The organism is Psychrobacillus sp. L3 (assembly GCF_042945595.1).
GTDB lineage: Bacteria > Bacillota > Bacilli > Bacillales_A > Planococcaceae > Psychrobacillus.
In genome coordinates, this window is sequence record NZ_CP168493.1 from 2969508 (window position 1) to 2987864 (window position 18357).

The 18357-nt window shown below is 36.1% G+C and carries 16 protein-coding genes and 1 pseudogene; 3 read left to right on the forward strand and 14 right to left on the reverse strand.

Features of this window, described 5'->3' with window-relative positions; genetic code table 11:
* Positions 1-62: 62 nt before the first annotated feature.
* The 10 genes and pseudogenes from lepB to ACEPXD_RS14855 all read right to left on the reverse strand — a co-directional run bounded on the left by lepB (position 63) and on the right by ACEPXD_RS14855 (position 10639).
* A complete protein-coding gene (lepB, locus tag ACEPXD_RS14810; RefSeq protein WP_391117156.1) occupies positions 63-629 on the reverse strand; it encodes a signal peptidase I in 567 nt (188 codons plus the stop codon).
* A gap of 219 nt (positions 630-848) precedes the next feature.
* Positions 849-1169 (reverse strand): hypothetical protein, encoded by a 321-nt coding sequence (locus ACEPXD_RS14815; RefSeq protein WP_391117158.1) that lies wholly within the window; start codon positions 1167-1169, stop codon positions 849-851.
* A 175-nt stretch (positions 1170-1344) separates the two neighbouring features.
* Positions 1345-3549 carry a peptidoglycan D,D-transpeptidase FtsI family protein gene (locus ACEPXD_RS14820; RefSeq protein WP_391117160.1) on the reverse strand — a complete coding sequence of 735 codons (2205 nt, stop codon included), beginning with the start codon at positions 3547-3549 and terminating at the stop codon, positions 1345-1347.
* A gap of 50 nt (positions 3550-3599) precedes the next feature.
* A pseudogene (locus ACEPXD_RS14825) lies at positions 3600-3725 on the reverse strand (hypothetical protein); the annotation flags it as partial.
* Positions 3726-4259: 534 nt separating this feature from the next.
* Positions 4260-6449 carry a YhgE/Pip family protein gene (locus ACEPXD_RS14830; protein WP_391117162.1) on the reverse strand — a complete coding sequence of 730 codons (2190 nt, stop codon included), beginning with the start codon at positions 6447-6449 and terminating at the stop codon, positions 4260-4262.
* A 67-nt stretch (positions 6450-6516) separates the two neighbouring features.
* On the reverse strand, positions 6517-7086 hold the full coding sequence (locus ACEPXD_RS14835; protein WP_391123267.1) for a TetR/AcrR family transcriptional regulator: 570 nt from the start codon (positions 7084-7086) through the stop codon (positions 6517-6519).
* Positions 7087-7177: 91 nt separating this feature from the next.
* Positions 7178-7648, reverse strand: coding sequence for a FixH family protein (locus tag ACEPXD_RS14840; protein ID WP_391117164.1), 471 nt, complete (start codon positions 7646-7648; stop codon positions 7178-7180).
* 2 nt (positions 7649-7650) lie between these two features.
* The gene (locus tag ACEPXD_RS14845; RefSeq protein ID WP_391117165.1) at positions 7651-9027 is read right to left on the reverse strand and encodes a sensor histidine kinase; all 1377 of its coding nucleotides are present in this window, start codon (positions 9025-9027) and stop codon (positions 7651-7653) included.
* Positions 9024-9698 (reverse strand): response regulator transcription factor, encoded by a 675-nt coding sequence (locus ACEPXD_RS14850; protein WP_391117167.1) that lies wholly within the window; start codon positions 9696-9698, stop codon positions 9024-9026. Before ACEPXD_RS14850 ends, ACEPXD_RS14845 begins: the two co-directional genes overlap by 4 nt.
* Positions 9695-10639, reverse strand: a complete 945-nt coding sequence (locus ACEPXD_RS14855; protein ID WP_391117169.1) for a hypothetical protein — start codon at positions 10637-10639, stop codon at positions 9695-9697. The genes ACEPXD_RS14850 and ACEPXD_RS14855 overlap by 4 nt, the downstream gene beginning before the upstream one ends.
* A 204-nt stretch (positions 10640-10843) precedes the next feature.
* Between ACEPXD_RS14855 and ACEPXD_RS14860 the strand changes: the two genes are divergently transcribed.
* Complete coding sequence (locus ACEPXD_RS14860; RefSeq protein WP_391123270.1) at positions 10844-11734, forward strand: nuclease-related domain-containing protein; 891 nt, start codon at positions 10844-10846, stop codon at positions 11732-11734.
* A 421-nt stretch (positions 11735-12155) separates the two neighbouring features.
* Here the strand turns inward: ACEPXD_RS14860 and hemH are convergent, their stop codons facing one another.
* Together hemH and hemE are read right to left on the reverse strand one after the other, a co-directional pair.
* Positions 12156-13088, reverse strand: coding sequence for a ferrochelatase (gene hemH / locus ACEPXD_RS14865; protein WP_391117170.1), 933 nt, complete (start codon positions 13086-13088; stop codon positions 12156-12158).
* An 8-nt stretch (positions 13089-13096) separates the two neighbouring features.
* Positions 13097-14149: a uroporphyrinogen decarboxylase gene (gene hemE / locus ACEPXD_RS14870; RefSeq protein WP_391117172.1), complete on the reverse strand. Its 1053-nt coding sequence runs from the start codon at positions 14147-14149 to the stop codon at positions 13097-13099.
* Positions 14150-14350: 201 nt separating this feature from the next.
* Between hemE and ACEPXD_RS14875 the strand changes: the two genes are divergently transcribed.
* A complete protein-coding gene (locus tag ACEPXD_RS14875; protein ID WP_391117174.1) occupies positions 14351-14836 on the forward strand; it encodes an antibiotic biosynthesis monooxygenase family protein in 486 nt (161 codons plus the stop codon).
* Between the two features lie 62 nt (positions 14837-14898).
* Positions 14899-16068: a M20 metallopeptidase family protein gene (locus ACEPXD_RS14880; protein WP_391117176.1), complete on the forward strand. Its 1170-nt coding sequence runs from the start codon at positions 14899-14901 to the stop codon at positions 16066-16068.
* A 293-nt stretch (positions 16069-16361) separates the two neighbouring features.
* Here the strand turns inward: ACEPXD_RS14880 and ACEPXD_RS14885 are convergent, their stop codons facing one another.
* Positions 16362-17558, reverse strand: coding sequence for an ABC transporter permease (locus ACEPXD_RS14885; protein WP_391117178.1), 1197 nt, complete (start codon positions 17556-17558; stop codon positions 16362-16364).
* A complete protein-coding gene (locus ACEPXD_RS14890) occupies positions 17542-18291 on the reverse strand; it encodes an ABC transporter ATP-binding protein (protein ID WP_391117179.1) in 750 nt (249 codons plus the stop codon). The genes ACEPXD_RS14885 and ACEPXD_RS14890 overlap by 17 nt, the downstream gene beginning before the upstream one ends.
* Positions 18292-18357: the final 66 nt, after the last annotated feature.

Below are 18357 nucleotides of genomic sequence, written 5' to 3' on the forward strand. Positions count from 1 at the left end.
TAACGCACTCCGTTTGTTGAATAGTAACATCAACTAACTTAATTCATTTACAATTCACTTTATCATTTTATTATCTTAAAATTATCTAGAGGTAAAAATACAATTCTTGCGGTACCTAATATTTTATCCTTCGAAACAAATCCAACATTAGGGTCTCGGCTATCTTTGCTATAAAGACGATTGTCTCCTAGTACAAAAAAGTAACCATCTGGTACAACTATTTCACCTAGACACTCTTCTAACGTAAAATCTCCAGTAAGTTTACCATTGTCTATCAAAGCTTTTTTATATTCCTCTAAGTAGGGTTCTTCGTACCTCTCACCGTTAATAAAAAGTTCATCATTTTGATAGGCTATGTGGTCACCAGGAATACCAATAATACGTTTGATATAACTAGTATCTTCTTTTGCTTCAAATACAATCACATCAAATCTTTCATACTCCATCAATTTTGGTCCGATTTTATCCACTACTACTCTGTCACCACTTTCAAATGTGGGCATCATAGAAGCACCGTCAACTACAATAGGTGTAAATAGGAAAAATCGAATACCACATGCAAATAAAATAGCAATTCCTATTGCTTTTGCCCATTCCAATAATTCATTTTTTTCTTTTGCTTTTTTCACGTTCAACACCTCTTTCTCTTTTAAACACTTAGCATTTACTTGAATAACCCATTAAATTAACTTATTCGACCTCCCTTTAATAATACCTGCTAGTTAAACAACTAACCTGCTGCTTTAGTTGAATAACAATGAAGACTGTCTCTGACTAGCCTTGTTCTGCAAACGCACCCGTTAGTTTAATAAGGTAAGTTTTTTACATCTGGAGCTTAAAAGAAACCTTTAGAAATAACTTCTGTAATGACAAATCGTTGCTGCAATTATTATGATGGTGTATGCCAAAGATGTGTAGAGAGCAATATTGGGTGAAAACTTAAACTTCTCATTTTCCATTCTAATACCTGTGGAACCTTGAATGGACATATGCAAGCGTCGAGAACCAAAACCACCCTTAGAAGTAGAAAACCAAATACAAACGGTAACTGCAATTCCAATGAAAAACGAATAGTCAAAGAATTTTGTATGTGTGAAATATGTTATACCGAAACTCAAACCTAATAAAACTAATAATGTTATAAAGATGGTTATTAATCTTCGTTTCATATTGTTTTATCCCCCTTTTTTTGCATCTAAACATATTAATAAATATACGATTAAATAAATACTAAGTTTCAAAAATGTATCGTTCTTTTTGTTCAACTAACCTGCTGCGTTAGTTCAATAAGCAAAAAGGCTTTACTCCTTCTTGAAGTAAAGCACCCGTTCCTTATTAGAAGAGTTATTCTTCTGTTTCATACTCATCTATTTTATCATTTGTGAATGCTGGTTTTATAATTGAGGTTGAAGTTGAATCATTTACGGTTGTTGCATTATTTTTTTGCATAATCTCAAAATATTTATCGACAAGTCTTCGTGCTATTGGAGTTGAAAAATTTGTTTTATATGTTGATTCCAACGAAGCATGCGGGATAACAAGTGCGTAGGCTATTTCAGGATTATCATATGGTGCAAAACCGACATGGGTTAAGTTTACAGTATCAAATGTTCGCCATAATTCTGCATCAAAGTAACTAGATTGAGCAGTGCCTGTTTTTCCTCCCCCAGTAAATGGAGCATTTCCAAAGGCTTTATTCGCCGTTCCTCCTCCACCAAAATATACAAGTCTCATACCCTGACGAACACGTTCGATTTCCTCGCGTGTGTTATCTACTGTGTTTAATATAGTTGGCGTAATTTCTTTTACTACGTTACCCAGCTGGACGCCATCCTCAGAAGGCTCTCTAATCTCCTTGACTACATGAGGTTGAATTCTACTACCACCATTAGCCAGCGTAGAAACAAATTGAGCTAGTTGCAATGTAGTGTACGTATCAAACTGTCCAATACTTAAATCTAGCAGCTTACCATCTTCAAATCCACCTGTACTTCCGTTCACTTCTCCAGGCAAATCTATACCTGTTAATGCTCCGAGTCCAAGTTGAGCATAACCACTTCTCATTTTAAGAAAGGCATCTGTCCCAAAGTTAATAGATTGGTTAGGTCTATAAGTACTGCCAGCAACTCCATAGGCTGTTTTAAACATATATACATTGGAAGAACGCTCTAGCGCTTGTAAGTCATTCATTCGTACACTTCCGAATCGGTTAAATACAGAACTTTTTGGTTGCGAATCCTTAATACGGATAGGTTCATCCACTAATGAGCCTCCGATTGGATACACCCCCTCGCGATAACCTGTAAGTATAGTACCTGGCTTCACAGTGGACCCAACCTCATATGCGTTAGTAAATGCGCCAAATGCGTAGTCATTAATTTCTTTTGCACCTGTTTCTTCATTCTTTCCAATTCTTTTACCTACTAGTGAAAGTACTTCACCCGTATAAGGATCCATCATGATAAAATAAGCATTTTGCAAATATTGACCACCACTGTTTTTACTAAATTTAAGTAGTTCTTCTGCTAGAATTTCTTCATGCGCTAATTGAACTTCACTGTCCATGGTTAACACTAAATCTTTCCCAGGCTTTCCTTCATAAACTGTCTGAATATCTTTAACTCTTCCTTTTCCATCAGTAAAATTTTTGACCACACTTTTTTGACCTTGGAGTACTTCCTCATACTGTTGTTCAATATAACTTGTACCTACACGGTCATTTCGAGAATAGTCTCGAGAAAGAAAATAATCCAATCGATCTTTTGGAATACCTACTTTTGGTAATGTGGTAGAACCTAATATAGCTAGGGAAGAAGTTTTTACTCTTCTCCAATCTGTTATTGTATTTACACCCTCTAAATCACCTAGTCTTTCAGAGACACGTGCAAATTCTTCTACTGTAACTTCTTCTTTTACGTCATCTCCTTTAATAATCTGAGGAGATAATGCATATCCAGAAGCCATTTCTCGATAAATTGCAATGATTTCTAATTCTTCTGGAGTAAAAGAATTCAGCTGTTCTTCCGTAATTCTACTTCTAGTCAAACGGTCGATTGTTCTATTTTGGTCTTTTTTTTCTACTTCATCATCCGCTTCTATTTCTTTACGTTCTTCTTCTGACACCAATTCTAGTGCTTCTTCTGGATACTTTTTTAGCCAGAAATCTTGCAAATCACTCTTGGTAATATTATTTGGTTTCTTTTCTATTAAAACACTTAATTTTTCTGCAATTATATATATATCTTTTGACTTCGTTGTTTGCATTTTTGTATAGGTTATAGCTCGTTGTGGAAGATTATCAACCATCATCCGTCCTTCACTATCGAAAATTCGACCACGGGGTACACTAGTATTTACTGGTACTTCTTCAGTTTGGGCTAATTTACTTGTATACTCTTCTCCTTTTACGATTTGTAAATAGCCTAATCTTAGAATTAGCATTGTAAAAAGTATAAATATCGAGAAAAACAATACGTTCATACGAAAAGTAATAGTTGCTCGTTGTTTAGCCTTCATACTTTGTGCACGTTTATTGGGAATTTTCCGCATGAAATCACCTTCTTTATTTAATAATTTTCTTATGTACAGTGCCCCTAAACAAATAAAACTGGAAGAGAACCTTGTAATGAAAGAAGATTTTTCGCATAAAGACCTTGTAGAATTGCTACAGTTGCACTTGAACTTTGAACGATTAATGTGAAAATAGTTCCTGCTATTACTCCAATGTTTATTATTTTCATTTTTCAAACCCTTTTAGCTAAGGAACTATGAATACTAGATACTTTTTTTATTCTTCTCTACTACTTGATACATCAAATTTTTTCAATATTTTTCAAACTCTTTCTTTTTTGCGATAAATTTGTGATTAAAAGAAAAATAACTCCGGTTACTCCTATTGTCATCAAAATTTCTCATCCTCCTGTTCTACATAAATTTTAAAAAAACCACAATTTAACTAACCTGCTACTTTACTTTAATACGTTTGAAACGAATAGAGGTTACAATTTTAAGTAAATTTTCCATTTAAAATTATCAATACCTACTTTTCTTATTGAACTAAACTGCGTCTTTAGTTTAAGTGTAAACCTTCACAAACTCATTATTATTTTAACATAAATATCCAATTATGATTAGGCTAATTTAATCAGATGTAGGGTAGGCGTCACCATGCATTTTACGATAAATCAACCTTTTCCTTTAACATAGCCATTATTAAAAACGCCTATCTCATCCTTTCATGAGATAGGCGTTTTTCGTATTTAAGCTTCTGCTGATTGCTTAGAATAACGTTTTTTAAACACTAATAGGAAATACCCAAATGTTAATACCAAACAAACGAGCATGAACCCTAATAGCACACTATTGTTATACCAGTAATAGCTTACATCTCCTGTTGATATTGCCGCTCTGAAACTTTGAATCGAATACCCCATCGGTAATAACTTATTGAAAATTTGTAATTGGTGTGGAATCAATTCTAAAGGGAAAGTTCCAGCACTTGTTGATAGTTGTAGAATTAATATTAGAATAGCAACAAATCTTCCTGGATTATCTAAAACAGAAACAAGTAGCTGTACGATAGCTAAGTACGTAAAACTTGTAATAATCGCAGTAAGGATGAGCATTCCAACGCTTTGTGTTTCTAATTTAAGGACAAATAATGCAATTGCCACTACAATTAAAGATTGTAAAACACCTACAACTGCAAGGACTGTTGTTTTACTTGCAAACCATTTTGCTCCACTTGTTGGCTTAACAGCTGTTTGTACTAATGGGAATACAACGGAGATTATTAATGCGCCAACAAATAAACCGAGTGATAAAAAGTAAGGAGTTAAGCCTGTTCCATAGTTCGGTACGGCATTTATTTCTTCTTTCTTCACATCTACTGGAGAGGCTACCATATCATAGGTTCCATCATTCGCATGTACGTCTCCAGCTTCGTTACTCGCATCTTGTAGACTCGCTTGTAATGTATTCGTTCCGTCTACTAATGCTTTTGCTCCATCGGCTAATTTTGTTGAACCATCTGCAATTTCCCCAGATTTTTCAGCCAGTGTTCCTGTTCCTTGTTGTAATTGAGAAGAACCTGATTTCAACTGATTTAAACCACTAACTAAGCTATTTGAACCTGCATATGCCTGTTTAACTCCTGTGTTAAATTCTTTCATTTTTTCAGCAAGCATATTTGTGCCTGTTGCTAAGTTTGTGGAACCTTCTACTAATGCAGTAGATGATTCATTTAATTTTGCAACGCCTTGACTAGCTTGCGCATATCCAGCACTTAATTGTTCTGCTCCACTACGTACTTTAGCTGTACCATTTGATAATGCCGTTGTTCCATCCGATAGTTTTTCTAAGCCCGTCGTTACAGTTGTACTTCCATTCTCTAATTGCTTCAATGTTTCTGTTAAGGCAGCAACTTGTTCCGCTGGAAGTGTTGTGCTTATTTCCGCAATTTGTTTAGATAGTGCTTGAATACCCGATGATACTTGTGAAGAACCTTTCGACAATTGCTCTGCACTACCCTTTAATGTAGAAGAACTAGTTTGTAATTGTGCTAATGAATCGATCAATGCTTTGTCTTTTTCACTAAGTAATTGATAGCTTTCATTCAATTTCTCAACACTCGCAGTATACTGTGAAATACCCGTTTTTAGTGATTCTGCTCCTGTTGCTGTTTGGCTAGCACCTTCTGTTAATTGGGCCGAACCATTAGAAAGCCTAGATAAACCATCGTTTAATTCAGTCGAACCAGTTGTTGCTGATTGTATACCTGTTGCAACTTTTCCTGTTCCCTCACGAAGCTCAATCGTGCTACTTGCCAATTGCTCTAAGTAACCTTTTAAGTCACTTGCACCATTATTAACTTCAGATGCCCCATCTTTTAATTTCCCTGCACCATCTGATGCATCTGAAAAGCCATTCCCCAGTTTTGTAATCGAATCGAAAAGTTGTTCCGCATAAGTAGTAGTAACTTCTTCATTCAATTCTGCACGAATGCGTTCCATTGCTGTTGCTCCAATTTGGGAGGAAAGGAAGTTGTTTCCTTCATTTGGTTTATATGTTATCACCATTTTTTGTGGGTGATCATCTAATAAAGTAGTTGCATGTTGAGAAAAGTTTTCCGGTATTTCGATTAATAAATAATAATCTCGATTTAATAAGCCTTGTTCCGCTTCTTCTTTATTCATTGAAACAAAATGGAATTGGTCACTTTCCTCTAAATTGTCTGTCAATTCCTTCCCAAGTACAAGCTGTTTACCATCGAAATCAGCACCCTTATCTGAATTGACAATAGCTACCGGTAAATTATTTAAATTTGAATATGGATCCCAAAAAGCCCATAAATACACTGCTGCATACAAGACTGGAATAAATAAAACTGCAATAATTGAAATTAGCAATTTTTTATCTTTAAAAATACTCTTCCATTCTGATTTAATCATTTATAATCCCCCTAATACTGTGTGACCAAATTATTCAATCGGTCATTTTGATTCAAAAAAAGAAGTCTCAAGTTAAGAGACTACGAAAAATAGTGTCCTGAAACAAATTAGCAATACACTCTTCAGAAAGTGGTTCTTTATGTGTCAAATCCCAATCTACAACAAATGCTAAGTAAGCTTTAAATAGTAGATAAGCAACAAGTTCACTATTCACTTTACTAATTTCACCTTTTACAATTGCCTTTTCCATTTTCGTTTGAATAAATGAAACGATCTCTTGTTCAATTTGTTTCAAAACTTGCTGTACTGCAGGAGTTCGCAACTCCTTCTCTTCAGCAATTATTTTAGCAAATAGCTGATGTGTTTCACGGAATTCTAACATTTTCATTAGTGCATGATGGGCATTTTCTTGAAACGATGCTTCTTCTTTCAAAACATTTTGCGCTTCCGTTTTCATCTCATTTATCATTCGAAGTACGATTTCTTGAAAAAGGATATCTTTGTTTTCAAAAAAAGTATAAATAGTACCTTTTCCAACATTCGCGATCTTAGCAATTTGGTCCATGGTAGTTGCTTTGAAACCAAATAAAGAAAAGGATTTTGTAGCAGCTAGAATTATTTCCTGTCTACGGTCCACCATTACTCATCTCCTAAAATAAAAATGACCAAAAGACCATTACGGTCATCTAGTCATTATAATACGCTTATTTTATTTTATGTGCAAGTATTTATTTGTGATGCATCTCACCCATTGAATCATCACTGTCGTCTGGCATTACTTTGCTCATATCAGGATTGCCTACTTTTAGTTCTTGCTTTGGCATTACATGTAATCCGCGTGCGTTTGTGTGGGCGAACATATAGTAAATGCCATCATGATCAAAAGTGTAATTTGCTTCATATATACCGTCTTTTGATAATTTACCTTCTAACATGGTACCGTGCTCACGCATTCCAGACTCCCACACCTCGAATTCCACTTCGTCTGCATCGTCTACTGCTTTATCACCTTGTGTCACTTTTGCAGATAATGCAACTTCCTGACCCACAGGCAATGTTTCTGGCGTTTGAATATTGACTACTACTACTTCAAGTGTTCCTTCATTATGTGAGTGAGAATCATGCTTTGTTGCTTCTTTCCCGCCACAACCCGCTAAAGTTAATGTCGTTAATGCTAAAACGGTTAATATTTTTTTCATGTTTATTTTTCCTCCCAAATAGGTAATGTAATGTGCACTGTCGTTCCTCTTCCTACTTCACTTGTAAAAACTAGTTTTCCTTTTTGCATCGTGACTAGTTGCGAAGCGATTGAAAGTCCTAAACCAGTTCCTCCGTCTGAACGGCTTCTTGCTTTATTTACTCGATAAAAGCGCTCTGTAATATGAATTAAATGCTCTGCCTCAATCCCGCATCCTTCATCCTTTATCGTAATAGTACTATTCGTATTTGCAATAAAAATAGTCGCTCCTACAGGCGAATAACGAATTGCATTTTCCATTATATTAATCAGAATTCGCTTCGTCATTTGTTCATCTGCAGCTAATATAAGTTCTTCATCCACATCAATAGCTAATTTCAATTTTTTTTCTTCTATATTAGAGCGTTCGAGATGGATTACTTCTCGAATAGTCTCTGCAATGATGAGTGGAGAAATCTCTACATTTTCTTTATCCTCAGTTCTTGAAACAGTCAACAAATCATTTGTCAGCTTTTGCATACGATTTGCTTCTCTTACAATGAGGTGATAAATCTCTTCTTTTTGCTCTTCGCTTATTAAGTTTTGCTCGAATGCTTCTCCATAGCCTTTAATATAACTAATCGGCGTTCTTAATTCATGGGATACAATAGAGAGGAAATCTTGTTTTTTTTCATCCTCTTCTTGAATGGAGGCCGCCATTTGGTTAAATGTTTGTGCAAGCTCACCAACTTCATCATGAGATTTAACTTCTACCCTGGTATCATAGTTTCCATTGGCCATTGAAATAGCTGCTTCCTTTAGTTTCGCCAAAGGAGTCAGCACTCTTTGTAAACTTTTTAAACTAATAAACGCCATTGCGATTAATAATAAGGAGACGATTCCTATTAAAAAGAAAACATCATTGGATGCAAGTTCCGTTATTTTCGTTAATGGCACATATAAATAAATGATTCCTTCTAGTCGATTTTCATCTACAAGGGGATAAATAACCGACACAACTTCTCGGTCGAAGCGGCTCTCAAATCCTCGCTTAGTAACTGGGTTCCCTGCTATTAACTTCGCACGTTCATCTGCTCCGATTAAACTATCATAGTCTATATCAAACGGAATGCATGCACTTAGTTCCCGTGGATTTCGTACAGTAAAAACTTCAATATCGGAAAACCGATTATATTCTTCCGTTTCTTTGATAAAACCGTCTGTGACAACCCCTCCACCATATGTATGTTGGATATTTTTTGCAACTTCTTTCATAGACGTTTCGGTATGTTGCACATAGAGTTCTTCATAAAGGAAGTTAGAGAATATCACTAAAAAAATAATGGTAATGGTAAGAAAGGCAAGTAAGAGCATCCAAATTTTAAAGGATAACTTTTTCATTGATTGACCTCAAAACGATAACCTATGCCCCATACAGTTTCGATGTATTTTCCAGCAACATCTCCGAGCTTCAAACGCAAAGTCTTAATATGGGTATCCACTGTTCGGGTGCCACCTTCATAGTTAAGCCCCCAGAGAAGTTCTAGTAGCTGCTCTCTCGAAAACACCTTTCCCTCATTTTCCATAAAGAGGCGAATAAGTTCATATTCCTTTAATGTAAGCACAAGCTTTTTATCATCTAATTTTACTTGTCTAGCAACAATCTCATTGACTAATAAACCTTTTGTTATCGTCGCATGATTCGTTGTAAATCCAGTTCTTCTTAAAATGGCGTTAATCCTTGCAGTAAGTTCTACAGCTGTGAAAGGTTTTACAACATAATCATCCCCTCCAAGTTGAAGCCCCCTGACTAAATCACTTTTAGCATCGAGCGCAGTTAAGAAAATAATTGGAACTTTGGAAAACTGTCGCATTTCCTTACAAACAGTAAAACCGTCTTTTTCTGGCATCATGACGTCTAAAAGCACAAGATCTATCTCTCTACTTTGGACAAGTTCAATTGCATCATCTCCATTTTCAGCCTGAATTACTTGAAGTCCAGCTTGTTGCAAATGCATCTCGATTAGTCTAAGCATATCTTTTTCATCATCTACGACTAATATGGTTGTCATTTGCTTGCCTCCCTCGTAATTAGCTGAAATGGACCTTTTCCAACTGAAACTTTATTTATTAGCTTTCCATTTTGTAAAAAATATACTTCATGATCATCATACCCAGCAACAACTATCGTATCATTGAAGGAATTAATGGAAAAAGGATTTGCTCCTACTTTAATAGAAGAGATTAGATCGCCTTCTTTTGTAAACTCACGCACATAGTTACTACCATGACTAACCACATAAATTTGTCCATTCGATGCTTGTGCAAAGCCAATGGGCATCATCGGAGCTTCTATTTCCCCTTGCAATTTTCCACTCTGTAAATTGTATTTTCGAATGACCTTGTTCGGTTGACTGCCCGCTCCATGTCCACCTACCCAAAGCTCTTTGTCATTCATATAAAGTCCATGTGAAGAAGTTGGAATATCCCACGATGTAACTTGTTGTAAATCTTTTAAATTGAAAACCGACAAAAAAGTATCTTTAAAGTTTACAACATACAAGTACTTTTCATCCGCAATCATCGACATAGGATACCTTCCCGATTCTGCTTTTTCAACTTCTTTTCCTTTTAGGTCCAATAAAGTCACCGTATTTTCTTTTCCATTCGCTACATAAATCGAATTTCCAACTGCATAAGCATAGGACGTTCCTTTATGAATAGAATACGTTGCTACTTTTTTTCCCGTAGAAAGCTGAATAAGTACTGCTTCATTCAATGTATATCCGTACAAAAAAATGTAGTCTTTAGAAACAAGTGTAAATCCAGTGTAAGCAGCTTCCAATTTCCAAGTCTGAATTACTTTTTGTTTGTCTGAAATGAAATCGATAGATGGTTCTATCGTATTTAAACTGGCTACAAAATCGGTAGACGAATCAATGGGATTAAATGTGGTATCCGAACATGCTACAAGAATTCCACATAAAAATAATAAGCATAGTATTTTTCTCAAAAATTCGCCTCCTTTTCTTCTATTCTATCGGAAATATGTGAAAAAAGTTTGAAATCCACAAGATCGTATTGGAAAAAACGATTCAAAATTAAATTATCTCGATTTGGAGAATATTAACTCTCTTGTTATGATGATGGAAAGGTGGTGATACCAATTATCTCTCGTAATTTTCCCCAATCTCATATAGATCTTAGTCGACTCCTCATGCGACTAGAACCATCACATTCCATTAAAAAGGAGGTAGAAAAAAAGTTCCATCAAATAGAAGCAGGCTATTTCGGTGAAAAATTAGTAGATAACACTTTGTTAGAAGTAAACTATCCTCCCCATTCTTGCATTTTAACAGATGTCCACTTGAAAATTCATGATCATCTCTACATTCAGATAGATACTTTAATTGTCACTAAAAAGTATCTACTCGTTATTGAAGTAAAAAATATCATCGGAACCATTACGTTCCAAAAGCATAGCGGCCAAACTATACGAACCCTTGATGGCGTAAAGACTCCATTCGAATGTCCTATTTCGCAGATCAAAAGGCATGTACAATCTCTCGAACAATTGCGTTTTCCACTGCCTATTTTTAAGGCAATCGTTTTTTCTTCCAATCGAGTAATTTTAGAACATGTTCCAATGGACGAGCCTATTTTCTTTAGAAAAAATCTCTCCTCATTTATTCATCAATTGAATAAAAAAGAAGATAGGATAGATACTTCACAATTTCATGATCTAATTAGGAGAATTCAATCAAAGCAACATGTAATGCTGCGTAAATCTCTTTGCGACAGATGGAAAATTTCTCAGGAATCGCTTATTAAAGGCCTTTTATGCAAGGCTTGCGGCAATATTTTATATAAGGTTTCCAATAAAACATGGAAGTGCACAAAATGTGAATCCAATGACAGAACCCCTATAACGCATAATATAAATGATTATTTTATCTTAGTCAAAGATTCCCTTACTACCATCGAATGCAAGGAATTCTTCCGGTTATCCTCGACACATGAGGCATACTATATGCTAAAAAAATGCAATTTAATTAACGTAAATAATGCCAGAAAAAGCGGTTATAGAAGGAATATAGAGGTTTTCTGAGATACTTCGAGATTTTGTGAGATACTCCGCGTTTTATGAGATACCTCGGGATTTTCTGAGATACTCCATGATTTTCTGAGATACTCCGCATTTTCTGAGATACTCCATGATTTTATGAGATACCTCGGGATTTTCTGAGATACTCCATGATTTTCTGAGATACTTCGGGATTTCCTGAGATTCTCCGCGTTTTATGAGATACCCTCGGGATTTTCTGAGATACTCCGAGATTTTCCGAGATACTTCGGGATTTTCTGAGATACTCCATGATTTTCTGAGATACCTCGGGATTTTCTGAGATACTCCATGATTTTCTGTGATACTTCGAGATTCTCTGAAATACTCGATGATTCCCTTAGATTCCTAGCTTTTTTAAGCTAAAAACCTCTAGCGGGATACGCTAGAGGTTTTTCCATTTAGATTATGCACGAAGATGTTTTAACACAACATCTGCCATTGCATCGACGAATATAGGTTGATCATTTGGCATTGCTGGACGAATATAGGTTGCACCAATTTCATCACAGACAACTTTACATTCATAGTCGTTATCATACAGTACTTCTAAATGTTCTGCTACGAATCCAACTGGAGTATATATAAATGTATTAAAACCTTTTTCTTCATATAATTCACGTGTTAAATCTTGCACATCGGGACCAATCCAAGGTTCTGGAGTTTGTCCAGCACTTTGCCAGCCTACGGCATAATTTTTAACGCCTGCTGCTTTCGCAATTAAATCTGCAGTTTCTTTTAATTGGTCTGGATAAGGATCGCCCAATTCTTTAATTTTTTCAGGAAGTGAGTGCGCGGAAACAATTAAACAAGCTTTTTCGCGCTCTGCTTCAGACATTGGTGCAAATGCATCGCGTACTTTTTCTGTCCAATATTGGATGAACTTAGGCTCCTTGTACCAACTCTCTACTGAAGTAATCGTTAAGTTACCTAGTTTCTCCGCTTCTTCTTTAATTCGACCGTTATAGGATTTAACCGAAAACGTAGAGAAATGAGGTGCTAATACCATAGAAACGGCTTCTGTAATGCCATCTTTATGCATTGCTGCGACTGCATCTTCTAAGAAAGGTTCTATATGTTTTAAGCCAATATATAATTTAAATTCAATTTCATCCTGCACTTCATTCAAACAATCACAAAGACCTTTTGCTTGGTTTTCAGTAATTTTTGCAAGTGGAGAAATTCCACCGATTGCTTGGTAACGACCAGTTAAATCCGCTAATTGCTCATCACTTGGTTTACGACCGTGACGAATATGTGTATAGTAGCGTTCAATGTCTGCTTCTGCGTATGGAGTTCCATAAGCCATTACTATTAATCCCATGGTTTTTTTCATCATTATCACCTCTAGTTTGATTTTGCAGCAATAAGTTCTTTACTATATTCATGAACAAACGTAGTTAAACGTTTTAATGTATCTGGATTTACTTCTGGGAATACGCCATGTCCAATATTAAAGATGTGTCCAGGTTGCGCTACCCCTTGCTCCACAATTACTTTTGCACGTTTCTCAACTTCAGCCCAGTTCCCAACCAAATAGGATGGATCGAGATTTCCTTGAAGTGTCTTCGTAATCCCTTTAGCACGGGCTTCTTCAATAGATAAACGCCAATCCAGTCCAACTACATCCACTGGTAGGTCGTTCCATTCCATAACCAAATGACTTGCTCCTACACCAAACGTAATAAGTGGAACACCTAGTTCACGAAGTTCCGTGAAAATACGTGTCATTACTGGTTTAATAAAAATTCGATAATCTGCTACATTTAAAGCTCCAACCCATGAATCAAAAATTTGAATTGCTTTCGCTCCGGCTTTTACTTGTGCTTTAATATAAACAATTATCATATCAGCAAGTTTATCCATCAGCGCAAACCAGGCTTGAGGCTCTGATACCATAAAAGCTTTTGTTTTGTTATAACTTTTAGATGGTCCTCCTTCAATCATATAGCTGGAAAGGGTAAACGGTGCCCCTGCAAATCCGATTAATGGAACGTCTAATTGCTCTGTTGTCAGCAATTTAATCGTTTCTAACACAAAAGGAACATCATCTTCTGGTGATAAATCGCCAAGATTATATACATCTTGTACTGTACGAATTGGATTCGAAATGACTGGGCCAACACCCGCTTTTATTTTTACATCTACCCCAATACCTGGTAAAGGTGTTACGATATCTTTATACAATATTGCAGCATCTACATTGTAATTTTCAACCGGAAGTCGTGTTACATATGCACAAAGCTCCGGCTCATGCGTAATTTGTTCTAATGAGTATTTTTCTTTAATTTTTCTATACTCTGGTTGCGAACGGCCTGCTTGCCTCATATACCATACTGGTGTGTGATCTACGGCTTCTCCACGAGCTGCACGTAGTAATGTATCGTTAAAAGTTGTCATTATCTATTCCTGCCTTTCTTCTATATAACTGTTCTGCGTTCGAATATACGTTTTTACTATAGACGTTCTCTTCCTTATTGTATATATATATAGTGTAATTGTCATAAATTTGTCCTGTATTTCCAGTCTTTCTTTGAAGAAATGGTTTTTAAATTGACTTTAATGGGAAAAGTAATATTAACGATGAGTGGAGGAATTTAAATGAACATATATATGACATCAGGAACTCCTGAATTTATGAAAACAATCAAAAAGAAACATTCAAATGAAGAATTATTTCTTCTATATGGTGTTGGGAACACTATTCTAATTCATGAAACGACTGGTAAGTCAATTTTTCAAGTACCACAAAAATATGAAATACTTGAATCTCACGGTAAGTTTTCTGGAACAGGCTTTTTCGTATTACAACATGTTCCTGTGTCGGATGAAGGCCGCCCTATATTCGAATTTCAGTATACCAAACTAACCAGTACAGTTGAAAATGAACCCGGTTTTATCGCACTACGTGTGCTAAAACCATTAAAAATGGATACGTATATTATTTTAACAGAGTGGACTGGTCCTAGTAGTTTTGACATTTGGGAAAAATCGATTTCATTGAATTTTGATCATATCACTGATAAACAACATATTTTCACAAGCCCTCCCCATGTTGCTACTTATAGATCTACAGAAGAAGCCTGACTCAAAAGGCTTCTTTTTTCTGCTATAATTTAATTAAAAGTAATTAATGGAGGGGAAAACTTATGGCAGTGAAATTAGTAGAAAAACTGGACAGTTCTTTTGAAGATATGGTTGCAATTCGTCGTTATTTACATATGCACCCAGAGGTTTCATTTCAAGAAACAAAAACAGCAAAGTATATTCAAGAATTTTATACAAACTTAGGGATTTCTTTTCAAGCAAATGTTGGTGGAAATGGTGTCGTCGCAAGAATCAAAGGGGCTTTACCTGGTAAAACAGTGGCGCTACGTGCAGACTTTGATGCTCTCCCCATCCAAGATGAAAAAGATGTCGACTACAAATCTACGATTGCTGGTGTCATGCATGCATGTGGACATGATGGGCATACCGCAGCACTTCTTATTCTTGCACGCACGTTAAATGAATTAAAAGAGCAGCTAACAGGAGAATATGTTTTTATCCATCAACATGCGGAAGAATATGCACCTGGTGGAGCGAAACCAATGATTGATGCGGGGTGTTTAGAAGGTGTAGACGTTATTTTCGGTACTCATTTATGGTCATTAACTCCTCTTGGCACAATTGAATATAAATCCGGTGCTATCATGACGGCAGCTGATCGATTTGAAATAGTCATTCAAGGTAGAGGTGGGCATGGAGCTAATCCTCATCAATCAAAAGATGCAATCGTAGTCGCTTCTCAGTTAGTTGTAAACTTGCAACAATTAGTTTCAAGAAGAGTCAATCCAACCGAAGCCGCAGTTCTTTCTGTTGGATCATTTGTAGCCGAAAATGCTTTTAATATAATTGCAGATTCTGCAAAACTTTCAGGAACGGTACGAACTTTTAATCCAGAAATTCGTGATTTGATGGAGCATGAACTAGAACGAGTAATTAAAGGCACTTGTATGACAGCTGATTGTACCTATACATTCACATATGACAGAGGGTATCCACCAGTTATCAACCATCAAACGGAAACAGATTTTCTAGAGAAAGTTGCAAAAGAAGTCCCAGGTGTAGAGAAAGTAGAAGAATCAATTCTTCATATGATTGGAGAAGATTTTGGCTACTACATGGAAAAAATTCCGGGAACATTTTTCTTCACAGGTGCAATGCCAGAAGGAGAAGTTTACCCACATCACAGTCCAAAATTCGATTTTGATGAACGTGCAATGCTTATCGCTGCGAAAACATTAGGTACAGCGGCTATCAAATATCAAACACAATAAGAAAAGCGCAAGCGCCTATGGCTGCCCCGACAGGCAAATGTGAAAAGTGTAGGTCTGCAAAGTTCGCCACATCCTGTGGCAAAGCAGACATGACCCGCATCGTGCGGGCCCAGGAGGCAGCTCCCCAGCCACCACAATCGCTCTTGTTTGCGACGAGCTTGCGCAGGAGCAGCTTTTTCACATTTGACCCCGAGGGGCAAGGCGCTGGAGTCTGGACAGTTACTTAGTAGAAATGCATATACTTTCTTATTCAAAAATAAGAAAAAGGCTGTCAAACGCTGACAGCCTTTTCCTTATTTTTTACTCATGCGAAGTGTAAGTTCTGATACTATATAAACGGCTACTGGTACTAGCATCTTGAGGAGAGTATATTCCCCTTGAATGAGTATTCCTAGTAAAACAACTAATGCTTGTACAAATTGAATGATGCGAAGTAATTTATTTACAGCTAGCTTTCTTGCATCCGGGTCAATCGGAAATAACAAATCCATTCGGAATTCATGGCCGGATAGAAGTGCATGTTTCAACTGGATAACAGTCGCAAATGCAAGAGCACTTGTAAAAATAATCGCTACGACAGGAAAGGGAATGAATATTGCCCCTAAAGCAGATAAAAAAGTTAGTCGAATCCATAAATAAAAATAATCATCTGTTCGTATAAATGTACGTAACACTAAATAGAACTGTGCGTTTTTTTGCACGTATGGTGCAAACGCATAAAAAGCATCTAGCCATTTCCTTCTTTTCTTCTTACCTTTAATATGTGGCACGTCCGTGAAGTAATTAGCAAATCGATAAAAACGCATCATACGCGACTGTTCTACTTCTATAAAATGATCAAAAGGAAAAGGCACATCTTTCTTCTTCTTTTGCCAAACAATGAGGTAAACCAATCCTATAATCGCTATCCCTATTGCTATCATGTAATAACCACTCATTAAGAAGTACAATGCTGTCATTAATAAAAGAAAACGTACGAAACGGTCCATCCATACATATTTTCCACTCTCAGCCCATCGATAGTTAAATTCCACAAAAATATTCCAAACTTTCAACGCTAGCACAACTAAAAAGAGAATAAATATCTCATTTTTTGACATGCCGCCTATTTTAGTAAGTAATGGAATGGAAACAACAAAAACTGCTAACGAAACAAAGACACTAGAAAAGTATGTCCACCTTAAAGCAAACTTAAAATACTCATTCAGCTTTACTTCTAAAGGTAGAAAATAGACTCCATCTGCATGTTTCATTAACGTTACAGGAGGACTGATCATTAAAAATAAACTTAATAAGAAGGCGACAAGTAAGAAAGCTGGAAAATCAGATGGCGCTGTTTTAAGCCATTCACTATAGGCATATCCTCCTGCTCCTATAGCGAATACAAGCACAATCGCAATATGACCAGAAATAATATACTTTAAGTATTTCTGCAGCTCATTTATATAAAAAATGAAACGTATATTCCATACTTCACGCAAGTTTTTCATCTTGTTGTTCCTTTGTCATTTCAATATATAGATCATCTAGAGTCGCATATGGCATATGAAATACAGCCCGCAAATCATCCATCGTTCCTTGTGCCCTAATTTTTCCGTTGTGTAAGAGTAAAATTCGATCACAAAACTTTTCTGCAGTAGATAGAATATGAGTCGACATCAGTACAGATGCCCCTTCTTCTTTTCTCATTTTCATTTGATCGAGTAGTGACTGAATACCAAGTGGATCCAAACCAACAAATGGCTCATCGATAATATATAAGGAAGGACTTACTAAAAAAGCACACATTATCATTACTTTTTGTCGCATTCCTTTAGAAAAATGGGATGGAAACCAGTTCAATCTCTTTTCCATTCGAAACTCTTTTAAAAGAGAGTCTTTTCTTGCTTCAAAAACAGACGAATCTAAGTTGTATGCCATTGCTGTAAGTTGCAGATGCTCCATTAACGTTAATTCATCATATAGGACAGGAGTTTCTGGAATATAAGAAAAAGAAGAACGATAGATTGCCGGGTCTTCTTTCATCATTTTACCATTTAAACGAACTTCTCCTTGTGTTGCGTTCATCGTACCGATAATATGCTTGATTGTAGTACTCTTACCTGCGCCATTCAATCCTATTAATCCAACTAATTCTCCTTTACCAATCGAAAAAGTTAGATCATGCAAAACTGGTTTTCTCGTATAGCCACCTGTTACATTATTTACTTCTAATACTGTCATTTCTGCACCTCATCTCTTCTTAATAGTTTACCAAATCTAGTAGGAAAAATCTTCTTTCAATCAAAT

Bases quoted from the DNA above. Each gene is read 5' to 3' on its own strand.
- ACEPXD_RS14815 (WP_391117158.1), bottom strand. From the start codon at position 1,169: ATGAAACGAAGATTAATAACCATCTTTATAACATTATTAGTTTTATTA.
- ACEPXD_RS14820 (WP_391117160.1), bottom strand. From the start codon at position 3,549: ATGCGGAAAATTCCCAATAAACGTGCACAAAGTATGAAGGCTAAACAA.
- ACEPXD_RS14830 (WP_391117162.1), bottom strand. From the start codon at position 6,449: ATGATTAAATCAGAATGGAAGAGTATTTTTAAAGATAAAAAATTGCTA.
- ACEPXD_RS14840 (WP_391117164.1), bottom strand. From the start codon at position 7,648: ATGAAAAAAATATTAACCGTTTTAGCATTAACGACATTAACTTTAGCG.
- ACEPXD_RS14845 (WP_391117165.1), bottom strand. From the start codon at position 9,027: ATGAAAAAGTTATCCTTTAAAATTTGGATGCTCTTACTTGCCTTTCTT.
- ACEPXD_RS14850 (WP_391117167.1), bottom strand. From the start codon at position 9,698: ATGACAACCATATTAGTCGTAGATGATGAAAAAGATATGCTTAGACTA.
- ACEPXD_RS14860 (WP_391123270.1), top strand. From the start codon at position 10,844: ATGCGACTAGAACCATCACATTCCATTAAAAAGGAGGTAGAAAAAAAG.
- hemH (WP_391117170.1), bottom strand. From the start codon at position 13,088: ATGATGAAAAAAACCATGGGATTAATAGTAATGGCTTATGGAACTCCA.
- hemE (WP_391117172.1), bottom strand. From the start codon at position 14,149: ATGACAACTTTTAACGATACATTACTACGTGCAGCTCGTGGAGAAGCC.
- ACEPXD_RS14875 (WP_391117174.1), top strand. From the start codon at position 14,351: ATGAACATATATATGACATCAGGAACTCCTGAATTTATGAAAACAATC.
- ACEPXD_RS14880 (WP_391117176.1), top strand. From the start codon at position 14,899: ATGGCAGTGAAATTAGTAGAAAAACTGGACAGTTCTTTTGAAGATATG.
- ACEPXD_RS14885 (WP_391117178.1), bottom strand. From the start codon at position 17,558: ATGAAAAACTTGCGTGAAGTATGGAATATACGTTTCATTTTTTATATA.
- ACEPXD_RS14890 (WP_391117179.1), bottom strand. From the start codon at position 18,291: ATGACAGTATTAGAAGTAAATAATGTAACAGGTGGCTATACGAGAAAA.